The 24,074-nt window shown below is 70.4% G+C and carries 19 protein-coding genes, 1 tRNA gene and 1 pseudogene; 11 read left to right on the forward strand and 10 right to left on the reverse strand.

The window, feature by feature from the left end; genetic code table 11:
* Positions 1-63: 63 nt before the first annotated feature.
* Together BA895_RS18655 and BA895_RS18660 are read right to left on the reverse strand one after the other, a co-directional pair.
* The gene (locus BA895_RS18655) at positions 64-1,221 is read right to left on the reverse strand and encodes an FAD-binding oxidoreductase (protein WP_070193382.1); all 1,158 of its coding nucleotides are present in this window, start codon (positions 1,219-1,221) and stop codon (positions 64-66) included.
* Complete coding sequence (locus tag BA895_RS18660; RefSeq protein ID WP_070193383.1) at positions 1,221-3,476, reverse strand: thiamine pyrophosphate-dependent enzyme; 2,256 nt, start codon at positions 3,474-3,476, stop codon at positions 1,221-1,223. The genes BA895_RS18655 and BA895_RS18660 overlap by 1 nt, the downstream gene beginning before the upstream one ends.
* 355 nt (positions 3,477-3,831) lie before the next feature.
* Between BA895_RS18660 and BA895_RS18665 the strand changes: the two genes are divergently transcribed.
* On the forward strand, positions 3,832-4,227 hold the full coding sequence (locus BA895_RS18665; protein WP_254666553.1) for a universal stress protein: 396 nt from the start codon (positions 3,832-3,834) through the stop codon (positions 4,225-4,227).
* A 101-nt stretch (positions 4,228-4,328) separates the two neighbouring features.
* Here the strand turns inward: BA895_RS18665 and BA895_RS18670 are convergent.
* A tRNA-Arg gene (locus BA895_RS18670) sits at positions 4,329-4,401 on the reverse strand.
* A gap of 113 nt (positions 4,402-4,514) precedes the next feature.
* Between BA895_RS18670 and BA895_RS18675 the strand changes: the two genes are divergently transcribed.
* Positions 4,515-8,711 carry an AAA domain-containing protein gene (locus BA895_RS18675; RefSeq protein ID WP_070193384.1) on the forward strand — a complete coding sequence of 1,399 codons (4,197 nt, stop codon included), beginning with the start codon at positions 4,515-4,517 and terminating at the stop codon, positions 8,709-8,711.
* A 60-nt stretch (positions 8,712-8,771) separates the two neighbouring features.
* Complete coding sequence (locus BA895_RS18680) at positions 8,772-9,164, forward strand: tetratricopeptide repeat protein (RefSeq protein WP_070193385.1); 393 nt, start codon at positions 8,772-8,774, stop codon at positions 9,162-9,164.
* 94 nt (positions 9,165-9,258) lie between these two features.
* On the opposite strand, the gene mscL is transcribed toward BA895_RS18680, so the two are convergent.
* From mscL to BA895_RS18695, 3 genes are all read right to left on the reverse strand, one after another.
* Positions 9,259-9,642: a large conductance mechanosensitive channel protein MscL gene (gene mscL, locus BA895_RS18685; protein ID WP_070193386.1), complete on the reverse strand. Its 384-nt coding sequence runs from the start codon at positions 9,640-9,642 to the stop codon at positions 9,259-9,261.
* A 186-nt stretch (positions 9,643-9,828) separates the two neighbouring features.
* Positions 9,829-10,479: an SAF domain-containing protein gene (locus BA895_RS18690; RefSeq protein ID WP_175442382.1), complete on the reverse strand. Its 651-nt coding sequence runs from the start codon at positions 10,477-10,479 to the stop codon at positions 9,829-9,831.
* Between the two features lie 83 nt (positions 10,480-10,562).
* A complete protein-coding gene (locus tag BA895_RS18695; protein ID WP_070193388.1) occupies positions 10,563-11,387 on the reverse strand; it encodes an S-methyl-5'-thioadenosine phosphorylase in 825 nt (274 codons plus the stop codon).
* A gap of 81 nt (positions 11,388-11,468) precedes the next feature.
* Here BA895_RS18695 and BA895_RS24990 point away from each other — a divergent pair, with 81 nt between their 5' ends.
* Positions 11,469-11,774: a hypothetical protein gene (locus BA895_RS24990; protein ID WP_070193389.1), complete on the forward strand. Its 306-nt coding sequence runs from the start codon at positions 11,469-11,471 to the stop codon at positions 11,772-11,774.
* 14 nt (positions 11,775-11,788) lie between these two features.
* Here BA895_RS24990 and BA895_RS24995 read toward each other — a convergent pair.
* Both BA895_RS24995 and BA895_RS18705 read right to left on the reverse strand, forming a co-directional pair.
* Positions 11,789-11,932, reverse strand: a pseudogene (locus BA895_RS24995) (FmdB family zinc ribbon protein); the annotation flags it as partial.
* A gap of 42 nt (positions 11,933-11,974) precedes the next feature.
* On the reverse strand, positions 11,975-13,495 hold the full coding sequence (locus tag BA895_RS18705) for a potassium/proton antiporter (protein ID WP_070193390.1): 1,521 nt from the start codon (positions 13,493-13,495) through the stop codon (positions 11,975-11,977).
* 167 nt (positions 13,496-13,662) lie between these two features.
* Between BA895_RS18705 and BA895_RS18710 the strand changes: the two genes are divergently transcribed.
* Positions 13,663-16,254: a penicillin acylase family protein gene (locus BA895_RS18710; RefSeq protein ID WP_070193391.1), complete on the forward strand. Its 2,592-nt coding sequence runs from the start codon at positions 13,663-13,665 to the stop codon at positions 16,252-16,254.
* Here the strand turns inward: BA895_RS18710 and BA895_RS18715 are convergent.
* Positions 16,211-16,864 carry a 5-formyltetrahydrofolate cyclo-ligase gene (locus BA895_RS18715; protein ID WP_070193392.1) on the reverse strand — a complete coding sequence of 218 codons (654 nt, stop codon included), beginning with the start codon at positions 16,862-16,864 and terminating at the stop codon, positions 16,211-16,213. The genes BA895_RS18710 and BA895_RS18715 overlap by 44 nt on opposite strands.
* A 55-nt stretch (positions 16,865-16,919) precedes the next feature.
* Here BA895_RS18715 and glp point away from each other — a divergent pair, with 55 nt between their 5' ends.
* From glp to BA895_RS24050, 6 genes are all read left to right on the forward strand, one after another.
* Positions 16,920-19,556 (forward strand): gephyrin-like molybdotransferase Glp, encoded by a 2,637-nt coding sequence (glp, locus tag BA895_RS18720; RefSeq protein WP_070193393.1) that lies wholly within the window; start codon positions 16,920-16,922, stop codon positions 19,554-19,556.
* A 61-nt stretch (positions 19,557-19,617) separates the two neighbouring features.
* Positions 19,618-20,043, forward strand: a complete 426-nt coding sequence (gene moaC, locus BA895_RS18725) for a cyclic pyranopterin monophosphate synthase MoaC (protein ID WP_254666566.1) — start codon at positions 19,618-19,620, stop codon at positions 20,041-20,043.
* A complete protein-coding gene (locus tag BA895_RS18730; RefSeq protein ID WP_070193395.1) occupies positions 20,036-20,539 on the forward strand; it encodes a molybdenum cofactor biosynthesis protein B in 504 nt (167 codons plus the stop codon). Before moaC ends, BA895_RS18730 begins: the two co-directional genes overlap by 8 nt.
* 54 nt (positions 20,540-20,593) lie before the next feature.
* Entirely contained in the window at positions 20,594-21,229 is a 636-nt protein-coding gene (locus BA895_RS18735; protein ID WP_070193396.1) for a GNAT family N-acetyltransferase, read from the forward strand.
* Between the two features lie 61 nt (positions 21,230-21,290).
* Positions 21,291-22,418, forward strand: coding sequence for a hypothetical protein (locus tag BA895_RS18740; RefSeq protein WP_070193397.1), 1,128 nt, complete (start codon positions 21,291-21,293; stop codon positions 22,416-22,418).
* Positions 22,419-22,526: 108 nt separating this feature from the next.
* Entirely contained in the window at positions 22,527-22,682 is a 156-nt protein-coding gene (locus BA895_RS24050) for a hypothetical protein (protein WP_175442383.1), read from the forward strand.
* A 93-nt stretch (positions 22,683-22,775) separates the two neighbouring features.
* On the opposite strand, the gene BA895_RS18745 is transcribed toward BA895_RS24050, so the two are convergent.
* On the reverse strand, positions 22,776-24,008 hold the full coding sequence (locus tag BA895_RS18745) for an AI-2E family transporter (protein ID WP_254666554.1): 1,233 nt from the start codon (positions 24,006-24,008) through the stop codon (positions 22,776-22,778).
* Positions 24,009-24,074 lie beyond the last annotated feature (66 nt).

The following is a 24,074-nucleotide window of genomic DNA, read 5'->3' on the forward strand; positions in this document are numbered from 1 at the left end:
GCTGGTACTCCTTCTCGGTGGGTGAGCAGGATCGTGGGATCTCGGTCGTGGGGGAGTGGGGTCCTAGACGATGTGCTTCTCTCGGTGCAGCTGTGCCTGCTCGAAACGTCGGGCGTCGAACGCCGAGACATCCACGAACGGTGCCTCGCCACGAACCAGCGACGACATCACCTCGCCCATGGCGGGGCCGAGCAGAAAGCCGTGCCCGGAGAACCCGGTTGCGTAGAGGAACCGGCTGACGCCGGGCGCCTCGCCGATCAGCCCGTTGTGGTCGGGCGTCACCTCATAGAGGCCGGCCCAGCCGCTGGCGATGCCGACGTCGGCCAGAGAGGGGACGCGGTGCTCGGCGGCGCCGATCAGACCCGGCAGCCACTCGTCTCCGCGGTTCAGCTTGAAGCCGACGGTCTCGTCGGGGTCTGACATGCCGATGAGCAGCCCGGGGCCCTCCTCGTGGAAGTAGAAGGTCGTGGAGAAGTCGATCGTCATCGGCATGCTCTGGTCGAGGCCCGGGATCGGCTCGGTCACGATGATCTGCCGGCGCACCGGGTCGACGGGAAGGTCGACGCCGAACCATTCCCCGACCGTCCGGGACCAGGCGCCGGCGCAGCACACCACGGTCTGGGTCTGGATGCGGCCGGCGTCGGTGTGAACGGCCCGGATCGTGCCGTCGGTGACCTCACCACCGGTGACGCGGCAGTTCGGGATGAGGGTGGCACCTGCGCGCCGGGCCGCCCGCGCGTAACCGAGCACCACCGACTCCGGGGTGCAGTGCCCGTCACGCGGGCCGTAGGCGGCAGCGAGCACGCCCTCGGTGCTGATGATCGGGGCCAGGCGCTGGGCTTCCGCAGCGGCGATCATGCGGGTGTCGACGCCGAGCGACTGCTGCAGCGCGACGCTCCGCTCGAAGTCGGCGACGTCGGTCGGGTCGTCGAGCAGAAAGAGGTAGCCGTTCTGGCGCAGGTCGATCTCCTGGTCGAACAAGTGGCCGAAGCGCTCGAACACCTCCAGCCCGTAGTGGCCCATGATGATGTTGGTCTCGTCACTGAACTGGGCGCGCACGCCGCCCGCGGCCTTGCAGGTCGAGCCCGACCCGAACGAGCCCTGGTCGAGCAGAACGACCTGCCCGGCGCCGCTGCGGGCCAGCGTGTAGGCGGTCGCGAGTCCGATGACTCCACCGCCGATGACGACGACGTCGGCGTGGGTCGGGGCCGTAGCACTCATCAGGCTCCTCCCAGTAGCGCATCGACGATCTCGGTCTCCGACAGCAGCACCGTGGCCGCGGCCGGGCCGAGCGGGATGATGCTGTCCTTGCTCGTGACCCGGCTGATCCGGCCACCGTAGCCACCGTCGACGAGCGTGGCCACCACGCCTTCTGAGACGCCGCCGGTGCGCCGCGTCTCGTCGACGACGAGCACCCGATCAGCACGAGACGCCTTCTCGAGCAGGTCGCGGGCCGGCAACGGCGCCAGCCAGCGCAGGTCGTACACGACGGCCCGAGGAGCTGAGCGCCCTTGCGAGGTGGCTCGCTGCCGCGCGGCGGCCACCGCGCGCAGGCTCATCGGCACCCCGTTGCCGAAGGTCACGATGAGCACGTCGGTACCCTCCCGGTTCAGGTTCTCGTGCGAGCCTTCGTGCAGACTGCCACGGCCCACCTCGGCGAGGTCGATGCCCCAGTGGTGCGGCGGGAGATAGGCCGCTGACCATGCCCCGTCGCCCGGCCGGAGATCGCGCGAGTGGTAGAGGGCGATGGGCTCGACAAGCACACAGACCCGGCTCTCGCACCGGGCCAGTGCGGCCAGGGCCCGCACGAGCCGCGGGGCCTCAGCCGCGCTCGAGGGCACCGCGACGACGATCCCGGGAATGTCGCGCAGTACGGTGAGTGAATTGTCGTTGTGGAAGTGCCCCCCGAACCCCTTCTGGTAGGCCAGCCCCGGCACCCGCACGAGCATGCCGTTGCCGTACTGCCCGTTGGAGAAGAACCGCAGCGTGGCCGCCTCACCACGCAGCTGGTCCTCGGCGTTGTGCAGGTAGGCGAGGTACTGGATCTCGGGCACGGGCAGAAAGCCCGCGAGGGCCGAACCGAGGGCAGTCCCGAGGATCGTCTGCTCGTCAAGCAACGTGTCGAAGACGCGCCGGGCCCCGAACCGGGTGCGCAGCCCCCTGGTGACGCCGTAGACACCCCCCTTGGCGCCGACGTCCTCACCGAAGACCAGCACGTCTCGGTGGGTGGCCATGAGGTCGGTGAGCGCCGCGTTGATCGACTGGGCCAAGGTGAGCGGGCCGGCATCCTCCGGCAGCTTCCCCCGGAAGGCCACCGGCCGGTCGTCGGCGGAAACGGCCGACTCCGCCCGGACCCGTATGGGGGAGCGCTCGGTGAGAGGCCGCATGACGGCCTCCGCCGAGTCGAGACGAGCCGCCGGCAGCAGATGCTCGACGACGTCAGCGACGCGCCGCCGGACCTGCTCGTACCGGTCGACGAGCCCGCCCGAGGAGAGCAGGCCGCGATCGTGCAGGACTCGGGCGGTGGCCACGAGGGGGTCGGCCGCGACGTCGTCGTCGATCTGACGACGGCTGCGGTAGGCCAGCTCGACGTCCGACCCGGCGTGGCCCATGAGCCGCACCGTGCTCAGGTGCAGCACCACGGGTTGTCGGTGGGTGCGAACGTATTCGGCCGCCTCGCGAGCGACGGTCAGGCACTGCTCGGGGTCGGTCCCGTTCGCCGCGAGGTAGCGGATGCCGGGCAGTGACTGCAGGGCCCGACGGGTCCAGCCGGGCGGGGTGCGCACGCTGATGCCGATGCCGTTGTCCTCGCAGATGAGCAGTAGCGGGAGGGGAGTGCCCCGGTGCACGATGTGGCCGGCCGCATTGAGAGCGCCCACCGCGGTCGAGTGGTTGACCGACGCGTCGCCGAGACTCGCCACGACGACGGCATCCGGCGGAACGGGGGTGCTCACCCCTAGCGGCGCTCGCTGGTCGAGGGCGAACGCCATTCCGAGGGCACGCGGCAGGTGTGAGGCGATCGTCGATGTCTGGGGAATGATCGCGAGCTCCGGGTGGCCGAAGACCTTGTGCCGCCCGCCCGAGATCGGGTCGTCCACCGAGCAGGTCAGACTGCGCAGCACATCGAGCGCCGCGTCGGTACCCGGCACCTGCCCGGCCCGGGCGCAGTAGAACCCCCCGGAGCGATAGTGCAAGAGCGCCGGGTCGCTCGGATGCAAGCTGAGGGCGACGGCTGCGTTGGACTCGTGACCGCTCGACCCGATCGTGTAGAAGCCCTCGCCGAGCGCCTGCAGGGAACGGGCGGCGAAGTCGAGGTGGCGCGAGAGCAGCTGCGCCTCGAACAGGTCGAACAGCAGCTCGGGCGACACGGCCTCGGCGCGCTGGTCGCCGTCGCGTCCCGCCTCGCGGTCGGTCGTGAACGGGCGTGACCAACCCTGCACCTCGACCAGAAAGTGCTCGTCGATCTGCTCGGTCATGCGATCTGCCGCCTCACTGTGGCCCGGTCACCAACGACCACCCCACCATGGGTCATCGGACAGTCCGGGCACCAGACCGAATGGCGCCCTGGTTGAGCGAATCGGGCCAGACCTGTCGGCACCCGCTTTAGACGTGCGGATACGGCACCGGCCCGACTTCGCAGTCTGGGCCCGGTCCTGCACCTGGGTGGTCATCGTGCTGGGTCGGTGCCCAGCCTTCAGGGTCGGCTCGGTAGCGGGACTCGGTGGTAATCTTGGCCCGCTCGACGAGCCGGTGACGCCCGTGGTCAAGGAGTCCAACAGGGGGCTCGGGATGGAACTCCGCCCAACCAGCCGCATCAACTAAGGAGCCCCCGTGCAGAACATCGTGGTCGGCTACATTCCCACCCCACAGGGCACGGCGGCCCTCTCCGCGGCGATCCAGCTCGCCACGACGAACCGCGCCCGGGTCATCGTGGTCAACACCGGTCGTGCCGGCAACTATGCGGACGCGCTGTTTGCCACAGCCGAAGACATGGACGCCATCGACGCCGAGCTGGCCAAGGCCGGGCTCGACCACGAGGTGCGTCAGCCCACCGATGGCCATGCAGCCTCCGAGGCGATCCTGCTGGCGGCCGACGAGGTCGGGGCCGATCTGATCGTCATCGGCATTCGCAGGCGCTCACCGGTGGGCAAGGTCGTGATGGGCAGCACGGCGCAGAACATCCTGCTCGATGCCACCTGCGCGGTGCTGGCCGTCAAGGCCAGGTAACCGCCCGCGCGTAAGTCGACAGCAGCAGGTTCGCACGAGCTCACCGGTGATGGTCGTTGGCGGCATCTGCTGGCAGCGTCTGAAATGCATAGATGGCGATGTGCCCCCGGCAGGATTCGAACCTGCGACACCCGCTTTAGGAGAGCGGTGCTCTATCCCCTGAGCTACGAGGGCGGGGGAGCCCGGCCATTGTGCCAAAGGCTCGGGCCTGAGCGTGAATCGCATCGCGCTGGCGCGCCCTGTGGTCGACGTACGGGGAGGAGCCCGACATTCGTTAGCCTGACGCCATGACCGACGTCACCGGGCAGCGCCCTGCCACCAGGGCCGAGTCGAGCTCGGGCGACCCCCGAGCCGACCAGGTCGCCACGGCTGTCAAGACCTGGCAGCGAACCCTCGTCGACCTCGGTGGGCGCAACACCCTCCTGTGGTACCGCGACCTGCCCTCCGGCACCCTCGACCTCACCACCGCCCACCCCGGCGGGGTATCGAAGCTGCTGGCGGGCAAGGGCACGCGCCTGTCCGAGCTGGTGCGCGAGCCGGCTGCCCTCGGTGAGGCCAGACGGCGCGCCCGCGCCATCCGCTCCAAGGCGCTCGAGCTGCGCGAGGAGCGGGGCATCGCGGCTGGGTTCATCGCTATCGGGATGGCGACGTGGTCGGTGCCGCGGGCTGCCCGCCCACCGGCATCCCCGGTGCTGCTGCGCCCGTGCGTGCTGCGTCCGACCGGTGCCTCGCAAGACGACTTCGAGCTCGATCTCGGCCCCGAGGTCGAGTTCAACCCGGTGCTGCGCGAGTACCTCCGCTCAGAGCAGGGTGTCGAGATCGATGCCGACTCGCTCGCCGACCTCGCCACCGTGGGCAACTCCTTCGACCCCTATCCGTCGTACGCCGCGCTCACCACGCTCTGCGAACACGTGCCCGACTTCGCCATCACGCCGCGGCTCGTGCTCGGAACCTTCTCGTACGCCAAGCTGCCGATGGTGGCCGACCTTGCGCTGCAGGGCTCCTCGTTGGCCGACCACGACGTCATCGCGGCCTTGGCCGGCGACGAGTCGGCGCTCGCCGCCGTGCGCCTGCGCCTACCCGACAGCGAGCCCGACCCCGACCCCGAGCACGAGTACCTCGTGCTCGACGCCGACTCGAGCCAGCACGCCGCCATCGACGCGGTACGCGCCGGAGCGCACCTCGTGGTCAAGGGCCCGCCGGGAACCGGCAAGTCGCAGACCATCGCCAACCTCATCGCGGCGCTCGCGGCCGAGGGCAAGTCGACACTCTTCGTGGCCGAGAAGCGGGCCGCCATCGACGCGGTGCTCGGGCGGCTCGACCGGGTGGGGCTGGGCGGGCTCGTGCTCGACGCCTACGACGGAACCACCAACAAGCGCGCGACCTCCCAGCAGTTCGCCACTGGTCTGGATGCCGCCCTCGAGAACGTCCCCAGCCCGCACGACACCACAGCCGCCACCTTGCGCGACCGGCGCGACCGCCTGACCCGCCACCTCCGGTCGTTGCACCAGGTGCGTGAACCGTGGGGGGTCTCGGCCCACCAGGTGCAGGAGGCGATGGCCGAGCTCGCCGCCCGCACACCCCCACCCAGCTCGCACGTGCGCCTGCGTGCAGAGGCCATCAGGAGCGTGCCGCGGGCGAAGGCCGTCGAGCTCGGCCGGCGCCTGCGTGACGCCTCCGGCCTCGGTGCCTGGACCCGAGACGGCGACGACCCGTGGTTCGGCGCCCGCATCCTCACGGCCGACGAGGCCGCCAGGGCCCTGGAGGTCACGAACCGTCACAGCTCTGAGGGGCTGCACGACGTCGCCGCCGCGCTCAACGGCATCATGACCGAATCCCATGTGCCAGAGGCCCACTCGCTCAACGACTGGCGCGCCGCCTTCGACACGATGAGCAGCGTGCGACGCACCCTTGAGGTGTTTCGCCCCGAGGTCTTCGACCTTCCGTTGGGCGAGCACATCGCTGCCACCGCCACCCGTGACTGGCGCGCCAACCGTGACGTGCAGATGGGCTGGCTCGCGCGCCGGCGTGTTCGGCACCAGACCAAGCGGCTGCTCCGTCCGGGGCGTCCGCCGGCACGTCTGCACGACGAGCTCGTCTCGGCCAGCGAGCAGCGCAAGCACTGGTTCGAGCTGGTTGGTGGTGGCGGACGCCCCGAGATCTCTCCTCGCCTCGACGAGGGCATCGCGCTGCTCGACGGGCTCACGAGCGACCTGAAATGGCTCTCTGACCGGCTGCCTGTGCCGGCCGGAGCCAGCAACCTGATGGACCTGCCGCTCGACGAGCTGCGTGCACGGCTGGCCGCCCTCGCCGCCCGGCCCGAGCGAGTGGCGGTGCTGCCCCACGTATCGGCTGCCCTCGACGGCGTGCGGGATGCCGGTCTGGGGGCAGTCGTCGACGACCTCGCGGCGCGCGGGGTGGCGACCGAAGACGTCACCGCTGAGGTCGAGCACGTCTGGTGGGCCTCTCTCGCGCAGGAGATCACTGTGCGTGACCCGGCCTACGGCGCCCACGACGGCGCCGGCCTGCGCCGCGACGCCGCCGAGTTCGCGGCGGCCGACCGGACCCACCTGTCTGCGACCGTCGAACGCGTGCAGGCCGCGGTCGCCCGCAACGTGCGCGAGGTGCTCTCCGACCACCCGGCCCACGAAGCCCTGATCCGCGCCGAGGCCGGAAAGTCTCGGCGGCACAAGCCGCTTCGTGATCTCATGCCGGTGGCATCGGCCACGCTCACGGCGATCAAGCCCTGCTGGGCCATGAGCCCGCTCGTCGTCGCTTCGACCCTCCCTCCGGGCCGTTGGTTCGACGTCGTGATCTTCGACGAGGCCTCGCAGGTGCAGCCCGCCCAGGCGATCTCGGCGATCTCTCGCGCTCGACAGGTTGTCGTCGCGGGCGACGAGCGACAGCTGCCCCCCACCAACTTCTTCACCGTCGTCTCCGACGACGAGGGAGCGCCGACTGACGAGGTGCTCACCGACGGGTTCGAGTCGGTGCTCGACGTGCTCGCGGCTGCGCTGCCCACCCGGCGCCTAACGTGGCACTACCGCAGTCGCGACGAGCGGCTCATCGCCTTCGCCAACACCACCATGTACGACGGCGCCCTGACCACCTTCCCAGGCACCTCGCTCGAGTCGGCCGTCACGTTCGAGGCCGTCGACGGGCAGGCGGAGGTGCAGCCCGGGCTCGACGCGATCGAGACGACCGACGCCGAGGTGGCCCGGGTCGTGGCGCTGGTGCTCGAGCACGCCCGTACCCGTCCCACCGAGTCGCTCGGCGTCATCGCTCTGGGCATCAAGCACGCCGAGCGTCTCGACGACGCGGTCACCGAGGCGCTGCGCTCCGCCCCCGATGCTGCGCCCTTCTTCGAGGGCGACCCCGACGAGCGCTTCTTCGTCAAGAACCTCGAACGGGTGCAGGGCGACGAGCGCGACGCCATCATCTTGTCGGTCGGCTACGGCAAGACTCCGCACGGGCGCGTGCTGCACCGCTTCGGCCCGCTCAACATCGAGGGTGGTGAGCGCCGCCTCAACGTCGCGATCACCCGAGCGCGAGTACGCATGACGGTCGTGTCGTCGCTGCGCTCGACCGACCTCGACCCCGACCGGCTCAAGGCCAGGGGAGCCGTCATGCTGCGTGACTTCCTCACCTACGCCGAGTCCGGTGGTGCGGCTCCGGCGAGCGGTACCACCACGGGCGCGACGGGCTCAGGCGTCTCACCCACCGCAGACCCGCTGCGCGCCGACCTGGCCCGCCGTCTGCGCCGCGAGGGGCTCACCGTGCACGAGGAGTTCGGCAGCGCAGCGCAGCGCGTCGACCTCGCGGTCGAGGACCCCCACCATCGGGGTCGGGCGCTCATCGCCATCGAGACCGACGGGCCTCGCTATGCCGCCCTGTCGAGCACGCGCGACCGCGACCGCCTACGTCCCGAGCAGCTCGAACGGCTGGGGTGGACGCACGTACGGGTCTGGAGCACCGACCTTTTCCGTGACCCCGCCCGCGAGATCTCCCGCATCCTGGGCATCGTGCGACGAGCGACGGCCATCGAGAGCGCAGTCAGCCCCCGCGCCGCGACACCGTCCGCCACAGTCACGTCCGCCACAGTCACGTCCGCCACAGTCACGTCCGACACCGACCCCTCCGATGCCGACCCGAGCGATACCGCCGAGGTGAGCCCATCAGTCGAGCCGCCCACCGGGCCGGATGCCGCTCACCCCTTCGAGAGCCGGTCGGACCCTGGTCCGTCCGCAGAGCGCGACAAGCCGGCCGGCGAGGACGTCGCCGAGCCGAGAACCGGGAACGCGAGCCGGGGGCGTCGGCGTCGGGCCTTCCGACAGGGCACCAACCCCGAGGCAGACGCCGTCGGCTACACCGAGTCGACGGACACGGCGAACGCTCCGCCCGAGCCGGTGGTGGCGGGGGAGCCCGCCGACGAGACGGCACGAGAGCGTTGGCTGGAAGAGCAGCGACCCCCGCACTACGAGTGACCCGCACGGCCTTCTCCTGAGGCCCGGAATGGCAAGGATGGGCGCCGTGTTGAACGGGTCATGAGCGCCTCGTCCCCATTTGCACTGCGACTGGCCTGGGCCCAGGCCCTGTTCGAGCGAGGCGACTACCTCGCCGCGGCGCCGGCTCTGGCCGCGCTCGTGGCCGAGGCCGACGACGCCCGCTCTGCCGGTCTCGAGGGCGGTTCAGCTGATGAGAGGGCCCGGCACGGCACCACCGACCTGCGTCTGCTGCTGGCCCGCGCCTACTACCACTCGGCTCAGCTCGCCCGGGCCGAGGCCGTGCTCAGGCCGTTGCTCGATGAGAGCCCGACCGACGCCTACGCCCATCTGCTGCTCGGGCGCACCCTGCAGCGTGCGGGTCGACACGACGACGCCGCTCGGCCGCTCGCACTCGCCCGGGTTCTCGGGGACTACGAGGTCCCCGAGCGGTAGGTCACCCCTGAAACGACCGAAAGGGCACTTCGTGCTGAGCTCTGGTGGGCCTGAGCCCCAGAGACTGCACGAAGTGCCCTTCGACGTTGAGAGGTCAGCGGGTGCGCAGCGAGTCGCGGATCTCGGTGAGCAGCAGAACCTCGGCGCTCGGCGCGTCGGGCTCCGGCTCCTCGCCCTTCTTGAGCGCAGCCATCAGCCGGTTCACCGGCATGACGATGACGAAGTAGACGGCGGCGGCGATGATGAGGAAGTTGAACGCGGCGTCGAGGATAAGCCCGAGGGAGAAGTCGGCATTGTTGATCGTGAAGTTGCCGACGGACTTGAGGTCAGGCTTGCTGAACACGGCAGCGATCAGCGGCGTGATCAAACCCTTGACGATGGCGTTGACGATGGCGGTGAAGGCGGCACCGAGTACGACCGCGACCGCGAGGTCGATGACGTTCCCTCGCATGACGAAGTCTTTGAATCCCTTGAGCATGGTGAATCCTGTTCTGTCGGCACCGACCGATCTGGGCGGTGCGTGGTGTGTTCGCCGCTGGCTGCCGGAAGATCCGGGTCACGGGTCTGAGAGCACTGGTCTGATGCTCAGACGGCCGGCGAACTCGGTCAGGCGTTGACCTGAGTGCAACGCCGTAGGAGCGGTGACACCGACGATGATAATGGTCTACGCGCCTCCCGGGCGCAAAGCCACCACGAAGTCCTCTCCGGCCCCCAGCGCGCTGAGGTGCTTGGCCACCTGCGCGGCGTCGGCAGGGGTCAGAGCCAGGGTCAGCTGCGTCGGCGCCCCCTGACCCCAGGTCGAGCCCGATGGGGTGCCGTTGCCGTTGCCGTTGCCGGAGACGCTGAGCACGACGACGTTCGACGCGGCCTGCGCCCCCGAGCCGGTGGTGTAGAGGTCGACGTGGCTGCCGGCCCGGGCACCCGTCGCGTGGACGTCGAGCACCGGAACCGCCATGGCCACGCGACCGGCCGGCTGCCCCGCGAGCAGGTCGGCGCCGACCAGTCGCGACGGGGTCAGCACCTCACCGGCGTCGACCGCCGAAGAGACGACCTGACCGACGACGAGGTCGGCTGTCGGGAAAGCTCGCTCGGGGCGCACCCGTGCCGGCACCTCGATCACCTCGACGTCACTGGCGCCCAGCACCGACCCGGCGGCGAGCGCGCGAGCCGTGACGACCGTCGCCGCGCCGGGCGGCGGTACCCGGTCTCGGGTGATGGCTGACAGGGTCACGAGGGCGGCCACCCCGGCCAGCAGGGCAGCCGCGACCCGCCGCCACCGAGCCCGTCGGGCGCGCCGCCGACGGGGGTTGGACACCGAGCGGCGCCGGCCGGCCGATGTAGGAGGCGATGAGCTGCCCGCGTGATCGCCGCCGGTCGTGCGGGGGTGCCGGGCGAACATCAGGGCAGGGTCAGTGGCAGTACGAGCCCGTCGAGGCTGCGCCGGCACGGGCAGGTCGCCTCGGCGTCGCCTTCGTGCGCGGGCAGCTGCCCGATCGCGTGGCGTAGCACGCCCTTGAGGCGGTCGACGTTGGCTGCGAACACGCGGAGCACCTCGTCGTGGCTGACGGCCACTCCGCCGTCGACCCCGGCATCGAGGTCGGTGACCATGGCGATCGTGGTGAAGCACAGGGCGAGCTCGCGGGCCAGGCCGGCCTCGGGCATCGTGGTCATGCCCACGACGTCCCACCCGGCCTGCTGGTGCATCAGAGACTCTGCCCGGGAGGAGAACCGCGGCCCGTTGATCACCACGAGAGTGCCGTCGGTGACCACGTCGAAGCCCGCCAGTCGGGCAGCATCGACAGCCATGGCTCGGCCGTTCGGGCAGTACGGGTCGGCGAAACCGACGTGCACGACCGGGCCCTCGGCCTCATAGACCGTATGCTCGCGGCCCCAGGTGCGATCGACCAGCTGGTCGGGAACGACGATGGTGCCCGGGCCGTTCTCGGCCCGGAGCGAACCGACGGCACACGGCGAGAGCACCTGACGTGCGCCGACGGCTCGCAGGGCCCACAGGTTGGCGCGGTAGTTCACCTGGTGCGGCGCGAACCGGTGCCCCCTGCCGTGGCGGGCGACGAAGGCGACGGAACGCCCGTCGACCTCGCCGATGACGAGCGGGTCACTCGGCCGGCCGAACGGGGTGTCGACCGACACCGTCTCGTAGTCGCTGAGGAAGTCATAGAGGCCGGAGCCGCCGATGACGCCGATCTCTGCTGTGGTGCTCATGCCGGAAGCCTAGGTGCGCCGAGCGGCCTTGCCGCTCGACGACGGTGGCCTGTGGACGGGCGCGGCGGTGGTCAGGAGGGTGTGGACGACGAGCCGGATGACCCCGACGACGTCGAACCGGTGGAGGAGCCCGACCCAGAAGAGCCCGAGCCCGATGATCCCGACCCGGAGGAGCCCGAGCCCGATGATCCCGACCCGGAGGAGCCCGACGATCCTGAGCCCGATGATCCCGAGCCGCTCTTCGATCCCGACGAGTCGGACGACGAACCTGAGCCCTCGTTGGTGGTCGACGAGCCGTTCGACGACTCCTTCGAACCGCCTCCTGATCCGGAGCCACCAGCGGCCTTCGCGCTCTTGGCGGCCGCCGCGCGCGAGTCGGTCTTGTAGAAGCCCGAGCCCTTGAACGAGATGCCGACCGGGTGGATGACCTTGCGCAGCGAGTGTTCGCCGCACTCGGGGCAGAAGGTCAGCGAGTCGTCGGTGAACGACTGGCGGATGTCGAACGCGTGCTGGCACGCCTGGCACGCGTAGGAGTAGGTGGGCATGGGTGACCTCGGTCGTCAATGGGGGAGGTGAGCAGGGGAAGTCTACGGCCAGCCCGCGAGGCGCCCCCCGCGGCTGACCTCGAGGATGCGCCGCTCGGTGCGGCCGCGCACCTTGGAGGTGGTGACCACGAGGAACCGGTCACCGTGACGGATCGTGGTGTGCTGCCCCGGCACGAAGCCCTCACCGTCACGCACGATGAGCGTGACGTTCGCCCCCTTGGGCAGGCGCAGCTCGAAGACCGCCACGCCGTGCAGCCGAGAGTGGGCCCCGACCGACACCTGCACGACGTCGGCCCCGATCTCCACGAGGGTCGTGCTCTCGAGGTCGACCTCGACCGAGTGCACCTGCTCGACCAGGCCCAGGCGGCGGGCCACCCAGCCCAGGGTGGGAGCCTGCACGATGGTGAAGATGACGACCAGCATGAAGACGAGGTCGAAGATCCACTCGGTGTCAGGCGTGCCGGTGGTCAACGGCACCGTCGCGAGCACGACCGGCACGGCGCCCCGCAGGCCCGCCCACGACAAGAAGGCCTGGTCGCGCCACGACATCCGGAACCACACGGTCGAGGCGATGACCGACAGCGGTCGCGCCACGAGCAGCAGCACCAGGCCGATGACGATCGCCGGAACGAGCTGCTCGTCGAGGCGGAACGGGTCGGCGAGCAGGCCGAGCATCACGAACAGCCCGATCTGCGCGATCCAGCCCATCGCGTTGCCGAAGCTCTGGAACGACGTGCGGTTGGGCAGCCCCATGTTGCCCAGCACGAGGGCGCTGAGGTAGGTGGCCAGAAAGCCCGACACGTGCGCGGCCGCGCCGAGCGCGTAGGCGAACACGGTGAGGGTGACCACGCCGATCGAGAACAGGGCCGACGACCCGCCCGCGACCCGCTTGAGCAGCTGACCGCCCAGCCAGCCGACCGTGACTCCCACCACGGCGCCGCCGCCGAGCTCGAGCACCGCGAGCCAGAGCAGCTCGAGCGGGCCCAGTGACTCACCGCCCGGCACGCCCTGTGCTGAGAAGGCGACGACGAGGATGACGACCGGTGCGTCGTTGAAGCCGGCCTCCGCCTCGAGCATGCCCGAGAGCCGTCTGGGCAGCGGCACGTTGCGCAGCACCGCGAAGACGGCGGCGGCATCCGTCGACGTGACGATGGCTCCCATCAGCAGCGAGATGGTCCACGACAGCGGTAGGAGAGCGTGCGCGGCCACGGCGACGACGAGCACCGACACGATCACCCCGACCGTCGAGAGCAGCGCGGCGGGCGCCACCGCCTCCTTGATGTTGCTCCACGACGTCGTGAGACCACCCTCGGCGAGGATGAGCACGAGTGCTGCGTACCCGAGCACCCGGGTCAAGGAGGCGGAGTCGAACTGGATGCCGGCCCCGGCGTTGCCGAGAGCCAGACCGATGCCGAGATAGATCAGCAGCGAGGGCAGGCCAGAGCGAACAGAGAGGCGAACGGCGGCCACGGCCACGAGCATCACCACCGAGCCGATGAGCAGCACGCGCGTCAGGTCGTCGAGGGTCATCCCCGACGGTGTGATCAGTGGTGCTGCGAGCATGGGCGACTCCTCGCGGTTGCTGGCGCAATCCAACCATCCCGACGGCTACGGCCGCGTCGGCGTCCGCCGCACCACCGCCCCGCCAGCACCCCGCCACCGGTCGCCACGCCCTCTCACCCTCCCTTGGGCTCCCTCGGTCGCCGGTGTTCGTGGCCTAGTCTCGTGGCGTGTCCCGCTCCAAGCTCGCCCGTCGTATCGGGCTGTCGGTCGTCGCGCTGGTGCTGTTCGCCCTCGTGGCCGCGAGCATTCTCGCGATCGGCGTGGTGCGTCAGTCGTTCCCGCAGACCGGGGGTGAGCTGGACGTCGAAGGCCTCACCGGCACCGTGCAGGTTCAGCGCGATGCCCGCGGCATCCCGACCATCTACGCCGACAACGCCGGCGACCTCTTTCGCGCCCAGGGCTACGTCAACGCCCAGGACCGCTTCTTCGAGATGGACTACCGGCGCCACCTGACTGCTGGCCGGCTCTCCGAGCTGGTCGGCTCGGGCGGTCTCGAGGCCGACAAGGTCATCCGCACGATGGGGTGGCGGCGGGTCGCAGAGCAGGAGCTGCCCAAGCTCGCCCCCGAGACGCGCCAGTACCTGCAGGCGTACGCCGACGGGGTCAACGCCTGGGTCAAGTCCAAGGGTTCGCCCGAGGAGATGTCGCTCGAGTACCGCGTGCTCGACCTCCAGCACCCGGGCTATCGCGTCGAGCCCTGGACCCCTGTCGACTCCCTGGCCTGGCTCAAGGCGATGGCGTGGGACCTGCGCGGAGACTACGACGACGAGCTCGCTCGGGCCCGCCTCTCGCGGGGCGGCCGCATCGGGGTCAAGCAGATCAACCTGCTCTACCCGCCCTACCCCTTCGAGCGGAACCTGCCCATCCTGTCGGCCGACGACTGGACGCCGGCAGTCCAGCCGACTGCCCAGGCGGCCGGGCCGATCCCGCCGGCCCTGCGCACCGCATCGGGTCAGGCTGCGGTCGACCGCGCCTCTGCAGCGGTAGAGGCCGTGCCTGCCACCCTCGGCAAGGGCGAGGACATCGGCTCCAACTCGTGGGTCGTGTCGGGCACGCGCACCACGACGGGCAAGCCGTTGCTCGCCAACGACCCGCACCTCTCACTCGGCATCCCCAGCATCTGGTCACAGGTCAACCTCCAGTGCCGCACGGTCAGCACGGCGTGCCCCTTCCAGGTGTCGGGCTTCTCCTTCGCGGGGCTGCCGGGGGTGGTGATCGGCCACAACCAGAAGGTCGCGTGGGGCTTCACCAACCTCGGCCCCGACGTCACCGACTTCTACCTCGAGCAGGTCACCGGCAACACCTACCTGCGCGACGGCGCCAGCGTGCCCCTAAAGGAGCGCACCGAGACGATCAAGGTGGCCGGTGCCGCCGACGTGCAGATCACGGTGCGCTCGACCGTGCACGGGCCGATCCTGTCTGACGTGATCGCAGGCATCAACGAGGCGGGTGACCGGGTCGTCGTGCGAGGCGCACCTCAGGCCAACTCGTACGCCGTGTCGATGGCCTGGACCGCCCTGACCCCGAGCAACACCGCAGATGCCATCTTCGCCCTCGACAAGGCGCAGAACTGGGACCAGTTCCGCGCAGCTGCGGCCCTGTTCGCGGTGCCCTCGCAGAACCTCGTCTACGCCGACACCGCCGGCCATATCGGCTACCAGGCCCCGGGCCGCATCCCGGTTCGACGCAGCTCGACCTCTGGCGCCCCACCCGGCTTCTGGCCGGCTCCCGGCTGGGACAGCCAGTGGGACTGGAAGGGCTGGGTTCCCTTCGACCAGCTGCCCTACTCCTACGATCCGCCCGAAGGCTTCATCGTCACGGCGAACCAGGCGGTGACCGCCAGCGACACCCCGTTCCTGACCAGCGAGTGGGACTACGGTTTTCGGGCCCAGCGCATCCGCGCGTTGCTCGGCTCGGCGAAGAAGGTCTCGCCCGAGATGATGACCCAGATCCAGGGCGACGTGCGCAACACCTTCGCCCCGTCACTGATCGAGCGGCTCCTGGAGGTGCAGGTCGACGACTTCACGGCGCAGGCGCAGGGACTGCTGCGTGACTGGGACGGCACCCAGACCGGCGACAAGGGCCGCGACGGCGCCTCGGCCGCCTACTACAACGCCGTGTGGAAGTACCTGCTCCAGTACACCTTCGACGAGCTGCCACCCGACCTCGCCGCCGACGGGGGCAGCCGCTGGATGATCGTCATCGAGCAGCTGCTGAAGGACCCCAAGAACGACTGGTGGGACGACAAGACCACCCCAGGCGTCACCGAGGGGTCGGGTGAGATCCTCAAGCGGGCCCTCGTCGAGGCCCGCCTCGACCTCGCCCGCAAGCTCGGCAAGGTGCCCGCCACGTGGCGTTGGGGGCGGCTGCACCAGCTCGACCTCCAACACCCGGTGCTGGGCGGCGACAGCGTGCCCGACGTGGTGCGCAGCATCTTCAACCGCGGCGGCATCGAGCTCGGCGGCGGCAACGCGATCGTCAACGCCAACAGCTGGGATGCCGCTGCCCCCGGGTACGACGTCACGACCGGGCCCTCGATGCGCATGGTCGTCGACCTCGCCGACCTCAACCGCTCGGTCTGGGTCAACTCCACGGGGGAGTCGGGGCACGCCTACCACCCGAACTACACCGACCAGATCGACGCCTGGGCGGCAGGGGAGAGCTTCCCCTGGCCGTTCACTCCGGATGCCGTCAAGGCCGCCTCTCAGGCCGAGCTTACCCTGCGTCCGCCGGGCCGCCAGGCCACCCCTTCACCGTGACAACGGTGCCGGTCGTGCTCACCCAGCCGTCGACGGGGCGGTCGTGCTCGTCGCGCGGCAGGTCGACCTCGCTGGCCTCGCCCTCGTGCAGCAGCGTCAACACGGGTGTCGACGGGTCGCGGTGGCCTAGGGCCCGGTCGTAGCAGCCTCCACCCTGGCCGAGGCGGGTGCCGCGGCGGTCGACCGTCAGACCGGGGGTGATGACCAGCGCAGCGCTCGAGAGGGCGTCTTCGCCCAACCACTGCTGCCCGGCATCCCGGCCCGCGCCTGCCGCGCTGGAGCCTCGGGTGACCGTGCTCTGGTTGGCGACCGTGCCGGCCACGGCGCGGCGCCACTGCAGTGAGAAGTCGGCGAGCGTCACGGGCACGATCACCTCGTGACCTGCCGCGAGCAACCGCTCGATGAGCAGGCCGGTGGGAGGCTCGTCGGGCAGCGACTCGTAGGCGGCCACACGCACCGGGCCAGAGAGCCGGCCGGCCAGGCCCAGCACGGCATCCGCGATGGCCTCGCCGGCAGCCGCGACCTGCTCGTCGGACAGGGCGGCCGAGATCGCCCGGCGCCGAGCCCGGGCGGCGTGACGCAGGTCACGCTTGGCGCCTAAGCTCTGCACGCCCCGATTATCCCATACGCCGGAAGGCGTCCGAGGCTCCCCGTATGGTGATCGCATGAGTCAGAGGGGGTTGGCCGAGGCCGTGTCGCGCATGCGCGATCGTGGGCTCGGCGCGGAGGCCATCGCCGTGTTCGAGCACTACTACACCCAGCTCGAACGGGGTGCCCTGGGCACGGTTCCCGAGTCGACGATCCGCCCCCTCGGTGAGGTTCAGGAGCTCGGCAACGTATCGGTGTCGCACGAGGAGGCGAGGAGTGCCCTCTCACAGACGGCGGTCATCAAGCTGAACGGTGGTCTCGGAACGGGCATGGGCATGACGGGTGCGAAGTCGGCTCTCGTCGTCAAGGACGACCTCACCTTTCTCGACATCATCGCGCAGCAGGTGCTCTCGCTGCGCGAACAGTGGGACGTCGAGCTGCCCCTCGTGCTGATGAACTCCTTCCGCACGTCGGAGGAGTCGCTGAAGATCCTCGCCAAGTACCCGGCCCTTCCGGTCGAGGGGCTGCCACTCGACTTCATCCAGAACGCCGAGCCGAAGCTACGACCCGATGACCTGACCCCGATCGACTGGCCCGAAGACCCTGAGCTCGAGTGGTGCCCCCCCGGGCACGGCGACGTCTACGTCTCGCTGGTCACCTCGGGCGTGCTCGATGCCTTGCTGGAGAAGGGGATCCGCTTCGCGTTCCTCTCCAACTCCGACAACCTCGGCGCGACCTGCGACCCCGACGTCGCGGCCTGGATGGTCGAGCACGACCTGCCCTACGTGGCCGAGGTCTGCCGAAGAACGAGGAGCGACCGCAAGGGTGGGCACCTGGCCGTCCGCAAGGCTGACGGCCAGCTCATCCTGCGTGACACCGCCATGGTGCAGGAGGGGGAGGAACGCTACTTCCGCGACACCACCCGGCACAGCACGTTCAACGCCAACAACGTCTGGATCAACCTCGAGGTACTCCGCGAGCGGATGAGAGCCCACGACGGGGTGCTGGGCCTACCGATCATCGTCAACCGCAAGCCCGTCGACCCGGCCGACCCTGCCAGTCCCGAGATCATCCAGATCGAGTCCGCCATGGGCACCGCGATCGAGGTATTCGAGGGCTCGGAAGCGCTGCTCGTGCCCCGCACCCGCTTCCGGCCCGTGAAGACGACCAACGACCTGCTCGTCGTGCGCTCCGACTTCTTCTCCCTCGACGAGAGCTACCACGTGGTGGCCGTTCGGCCCGGTCCCGAGCCCTACGTCGACCTCGACTCCGCCTACCGGTTCGTTCCCGGCTTCGAGGCCCGCTTTCCCTACGGCCCGCCCTCGCTGGCCGAGTGCACGAGCCTGCGGGTCATCGGTGACCCCGTCTTCGAAGAGGACGTGCGCTGCATCGGAGACGTGCTCATCGACGGGCTGCGCCGGGTGCGCCGTAGCGCCGTGCTCGGTGGGCTCAACGACGCGGTGGGCGAGCCCGGCGTGTCAGACCTGCGTTCGGTCGACGACCACCTGCGCTCGATCCTGGCCTCCCTCCAGCCGTCACCGACCCGGTCACTGCCGTTGGCCGAGGCGTTGGGCCTGGTCGTGGCCCGCGACGTTCGTGCCAAGGTCGACCTCCCGGGCTTCGACAACTCCTCGATGGACGGCTACGCCGTGTGTTCCCCCTCACTGGCAGGGGCCGGCGAGGAAGCGGTGCGGCTGCGCATCGTCGGCGAGGTCGCGGCCGGTGACGACCCGAGCTTCACCGTCTCGCCGGGCGAGGCGGCCCGCATCATGACGGGTGCCCGGATGCCGGCGGGAGCCGACGCGGTGATCGCTGTGGAAGACACTGATGGGGCAGCCCAGGGCGAGGTCGAGTGTCGGGCCGAGGCGCCGAGCGGCACCTACGTGCGTCGCCGGGGCGAGGACATCGCCGCGGGCACGGTCGTGGCCTCGGCCGGAGACGTCGTCGGGTCGCGCACGATCGCGGTGCTCGCGGCGTGCGGGCACGGCGAGGTCGAGGTGCACGCCCGACCGCACGTGGTCGTTCTGTCGACCGGTTCAGAGCTCGTCTCGCCGGGAGGCTCTCTGGGCCCCGGGCAGATTCACGACTCCAACAGCTCGATGCTGTGGGCCGAGTGCATCGCGGTCGGGGCCTCCGCCGAGATTCGCGCGGCGGTCGGCGACACCGACGCCGAGCTGCTCGCTGCCCTCGACGAGATCGTCGCTCAGGCTGACGTGATCATCACGAGCGGTGGCGTGTCGATGGGCGCCTATGACGTCGTCAAGAGTGCCTTGCGCACCGAGGGCGTCGACTTCGTCAAGGTGGCGATGCAGCCGGGCAAGCCCCAGGGTTTCGGATTTCTCACCGGACCCGGTGGGCGCCGGGTGCCGCTGTTCGCGCTCCCTGGCAACCCGGTGTCGTCGTTCGTCTCGTTCGAGATCTTCGTGCGACCAGCCCTTCGGCGCCTGATGCGGCTGGCCCCGGAGAAGCGGCGTCTGCGTCGGGCCACCCTCACCGAAGGGGTGCGCTCGTTCAGTGGGCGGCGGCAGTTCGGCCGGGCTGTTCTGTCGCGGTCACCGGAGGGTCCCCTGCTCGCCGGTCCCGTGGCCGGGCAGGGCTCGCACTTCGTCGGCGACCTCGCCCGAGCGAACGGCCTGTTCATCGTGCCCGACGACGTCAGCGAGCTCGACGCCGGAGACGTCGTCGACGTGATCCTGCTCGACAGCGATGCGTGACGTGCCGCCATCCGAGAGCCCGAGCGGTCTGACGCACCTGCGCGCCGACGGCACCGCCCACATGGTCGACGTGTCGGCCAAGGCGGTGACCGCGCGCGAGGCGAGTGCCGCGGGTCAGGTGCTGCTCCACGCCGAGGCGGTTGCTGCCCTGCGCGGCGGCAACGTGCCCAAGGGTGACGCGCTCGGGGTCGCGCGGCTGGCCGGCATCCAGGCCGTCAAGCGCACCCCCGAGCTGATCCCGCTCGCCCACCCGATCGCCGTGCACGCGGTCGAGGTCGACCTCGAGGTCGTCGACACGGGCGTGCGCATCACCGCCACGGTTCGCACCGCCGACCGCACAGGGATCGAGATGGAGGCGTTGACCGCCGTGAGCGTGGCTGCGCTCGCGCTGGTCGACATGGTCAAGGCGGTCGACAAGCACGCCCGCATCACCGACGTGCGGGTCACCGCGAAGTCGGGCGGACGCTCGGGAGACTGGCATGAGTGAGCTGGTCGGGGCCGGTCACACCGCCGTGGTGGTCACCTCCTCGAACCGGGCGGCCGCCGGCGTCTACTCCGACACCTCGGGCCCGGTGATCGTCGAACGTCTGCGCGAGTGGGGATTTCAGGTCGACGACGCGGTGGTGGTGGCCGACGGAGACGCGTTCGGCGCGGCCCTCCGCGAGGCGATCGGTCGAGCGCCCAGCCTGGTGCTGACCACCGGTGGCACCGGGCTGACCCCCACCGACGTCACGCCGGAACAGACCCTGCCGGTGCTCGACCGGCTCGTGCCGGGCGTCGCCGAGGCGCTGCGCGCCGCGGGCATCGCCAAGGGCGTGCCCACGGCGATGCTGTCGCGTGGGCTCGTCGGCATCTCCGGGGCGACCTTCGTGGCCAACCTGCCCGGGTCGAGGGGCGGGGTGCGCGACGCCCTCGCAGTGCTCGAACCGGTGCTCGCCCATGTGCTCTCTCAGGTGGCCGGTGGCGACCACCCGCGCTCGTGATCGACCGGTGCTCCGACGCCGTGATGCAATGGTGGGTGTGGTGACGCGATGAGGATGCCGTGGCGCCCCCACCGCGAAGGCCGCGCCACGTGGCCGGTGGTGTTGCGTGAGTCGTTTCACGAGCCGACGATCGTGCTGCGGCCGTTGCGCTCCTCCGACGAGCAGGAGTGGCAGCGCCTGCGCCAGGCCAACGCGACCCACGTCCAACCGTGGGAGCCGACCCTGCCACCGGGAGCCGACCCGAGCGGTCCGGTGTCGTTCCGGCAGTTCGTGCGTGACCTCGACCACGAGGCGAGGGCAGACCGGGCCCTGCCCTGGTGCATCGACGTGGGCGGTCACATCGTCGGTCAGGTGCACGTCTTCGGAATCGTGCGTGCCGCCCAGCAGTCGGGCGCGGTCGGCTACTGGCTCGATGCCGCTCACACCGGCCGCGGCATCGCCACCCGGTCGTTGGCGCTGGCCATCGACCACGCCCTCGGGCCGGCTGGTCTGCATCGCATCGAGGTGAACATCCGCGGCGACAACCTGCGGTCGTTGGCGGTGGTCGAGCGGCTCGGGCTGCGTGACGAGGGGGTGCGCGAGCGCTTCCTGCACATCGACGGTCAGTGGCGCGACCACCGCACCTTCGCAGTGACGAGCGACGAACTGGCAGAACGGGGCACGCTCACAGCACGCCTGTCCCGGTCGTAACGCCAGCCTCTTGCGCGACACGCATCGAATGTGCGCGGAGTCGGCTCGTCAGCGTCCTACGGTGGGCCTCGTGCAAGGCAGCCTGATCTTCGTCGTCATCGTGGCGGTCTGGGCCGCCTACCTCGTGCAGCACTGGGTTCGCCGTCGCGAGGACGCTGCGGCGACCCGCTCGGTCGACGGGTTCTCCGAGGCCATGCGGGTGCTGCAGAAGCGCCCGTTCCTGCGCGGTCCTGAGCTGGCCGAGCCCCGACCCGACTCCTACTCCGTCACCCCGGCACGCAGCAGCCGGGCGACGGTCGAGGTCAAGCGGGCTCAGCCGGTGGGGTCGGCTCGAGCCGGCTCACCGTTGACCGCCCGTTCGACCCGAGGCAGCGCCGCTATCACCCGCACCACCGCTGGCACCCCTGCTGGCACCCCTGCTCGTACCGCCGCCGGCACTGCGCCGACCCAACCCGACCACGTCAAGGTGGAACCGATGCCCGAGACCCATCGACCGAAGCGCGCCCCCGACGAGCAGCGACGGCCAGCAGTGTCGATGGGCCAGCGACGACTGCGAGCAGCCCTGCTGCTTGTGGCGCTGGTCTGGGTTCCGACCTCGATCACGCTCGCCGCGACGAACGTGCTCACCTGGCTTTCCGTACCGTTCGCGGTGCTCACCGTCGCGGCCGTGCTCGTCTGGTTGCGCACCGAGGCCGCGGCCGACCGGGCTCGTGGGGTCGCCGGCAGCAACGCCGCTCACCCTGAGCTCGAGCTCGCCACCGACGACACGCAGGCCGTGCACACCCACGTCTACGCCGCATCCTCGGGGCCTGCCGCGCCTGCCACCGTCGAGGGCGAGGATGTCGCCACGCCGGTCGTTGCCGCCACTGTCGGTGCGCAGGATGCCCCGGCTGCACGCCGTCAGATCGCGTCCTTCTTCGACGGTGAGGCCGCCACTGCGGTGGCGGTCGGGGCCGCCGGGGTCTCGACAGTGACCGCGGTGCCAGCCGCTGCGGCCGAGCCGCTCGCTCCGGGAACCTGGAGCCCGGTGCCGGTGCCCCGCCCGACCTACGCGCTGAAGGCCAAGGCCGAGCCGCGTCTCACCGAGAGCGGCATCCCCGCCGACGTCTTCGCCACTCCCGAGTTCGCCGACGAGGCCGACGAGCTCGACGAGCGTGCTCGCTTCACCCGCCGCGCCGTCTCTGGCTGACTGCCCCGCGAGGGGCTGTGTGACGTCGGGATAGGTCACGGGCGCTGGAGCGCTGCGGCGCCCGTGAGCCGAAGGCCGCTCGCGCCGGGAACCCGGAGCCCGGTGCCGGTGCCCCGCCCGACCTACGCGCTGAAGGCCAAGGCCGAGCCGCGTCTCACCGAGAGCGGCATCCCCGCCGACGTCTTCGCCACTCCCGAGTTCGCCGACGAGGCCGACGAGCTCGACGAGCGTGCTCGCTTCACCCGCCGCGCCGTCTCTGGCTGACTGCCCCGCGAGGGGCTGTGTGACGTCGGGATAGGTCACGGGCGCTGGAGCGCTGCGGCGCCCGTGAGCCGAAGGCCGCTCGCTCGGCGCTGGTCAGGCGGTGGCTGGGCTCCCTTGGCTGTCGCCACCCTCGTCCAGCTCGGTCGTGATGTCAGTGGGAGAGTCGTCTGAGAGGAGGTGCTTGCCCACCGCGTTGAGCACGGCCGCGAACGGCACGGCCACCAGGGCGCCGACAATGCCGGCGAGGATGGAACCGGCCGCAATCGCGAGGATGACCGCGAGCGGGTGCACACTGACGGCCTTGCCGAGCAAGAACGGCTGCAGCACATGCGACTCGACCTGCTGCACACCGATAACGACGGCAAGCATGATCAGGGCCACCCCCGGGCCGTGCGCGACGAGGGCGAGCAACACCGCGACCATGCCCGAGAGCAGCGCACCGACGATCGGGATGAAGGCCAGCAGGAACACCAGGATGCCGATGGGCAGGGCGAAGGGGACCCGCAGGATGGCGGCGCCCACTCCGATGCCGATGGCGTCGACCGCGGCGACGATCAGGGTGGCCCGCACGAAGGCCGAGAGCTGGCCCCAGGCGATGACGCCCGAGGAGTGCACCCGGTCACGAGCGACGCGGGGAAAGAGCCGGACGACCCAGGCGAAGATGCGCGGGCCCTGGTAGAGGAAGAAGAAGAGGGCGAACAGGGCGATGAACAGGCCTGCGACGAAGTGGGTGGCGGTCAGGCCGATGGACGAGGCGGTGTCGCCGAGGTTGCCGCTCTTGCTCACCTGGTTGCGCAGCTCGTCGAAGTAGCCGTTGAACTGCGAGTCGGTGATCTTGAAGGTGGTGCGCACCCAGTCGCGGATCTGCTCGAGCCCGCTGGCCACCTGGCTGGTCAGGTCGGAGAAGCCACTCGAGAACTGAGACCCGACCAGGGTCAGGGCGCCACTGACGACCAGCAGCAACGCAACCAGGGTGATGCCAGCCGCCGGGCCGGCCGGAAGTCGCCGCCGTAGCCTGGCCGTGAGCGGGCCGAGCAGGGCGGTGAGGAGCAGGGCGATCAGGATGGGCACGACGATCTCGGACACCTCGCGGATGGCCAGCGTCAGCACGAAGATCCCGGCTGCGATGAGCAGCAGACGCCACGACCACTCACTGGCCGCCCGCACCGTCGGTGGCACGGCTGAAGAGCCGCCGGTGTGCCTCGGGACCGAACCCGCTGCCGACGGTCGAACCGCAGGCTCATGTTCAAGGGGTGGTCGAGGCCCGCGGTCGGGAGGCAGGGTCGGCACGTGGTCGGTCGGCGCGCTGTCGGTTTCGCTGTTCACGCTCATACCGTATGTCGAGAAGGGAGGTGTCTCCACGCGGACAGCACGCCCCGGTGACGAGATCCA

Origin of the sequence: Humibacillus sp. DSM 29435 (genome assembly GCF_001758225.1) — a bacterium.
GTDB lineage: Bacteria > Actinomycetota > Actinomycetes > Actinomycetales > Dermatophilaceae > DSM-29435.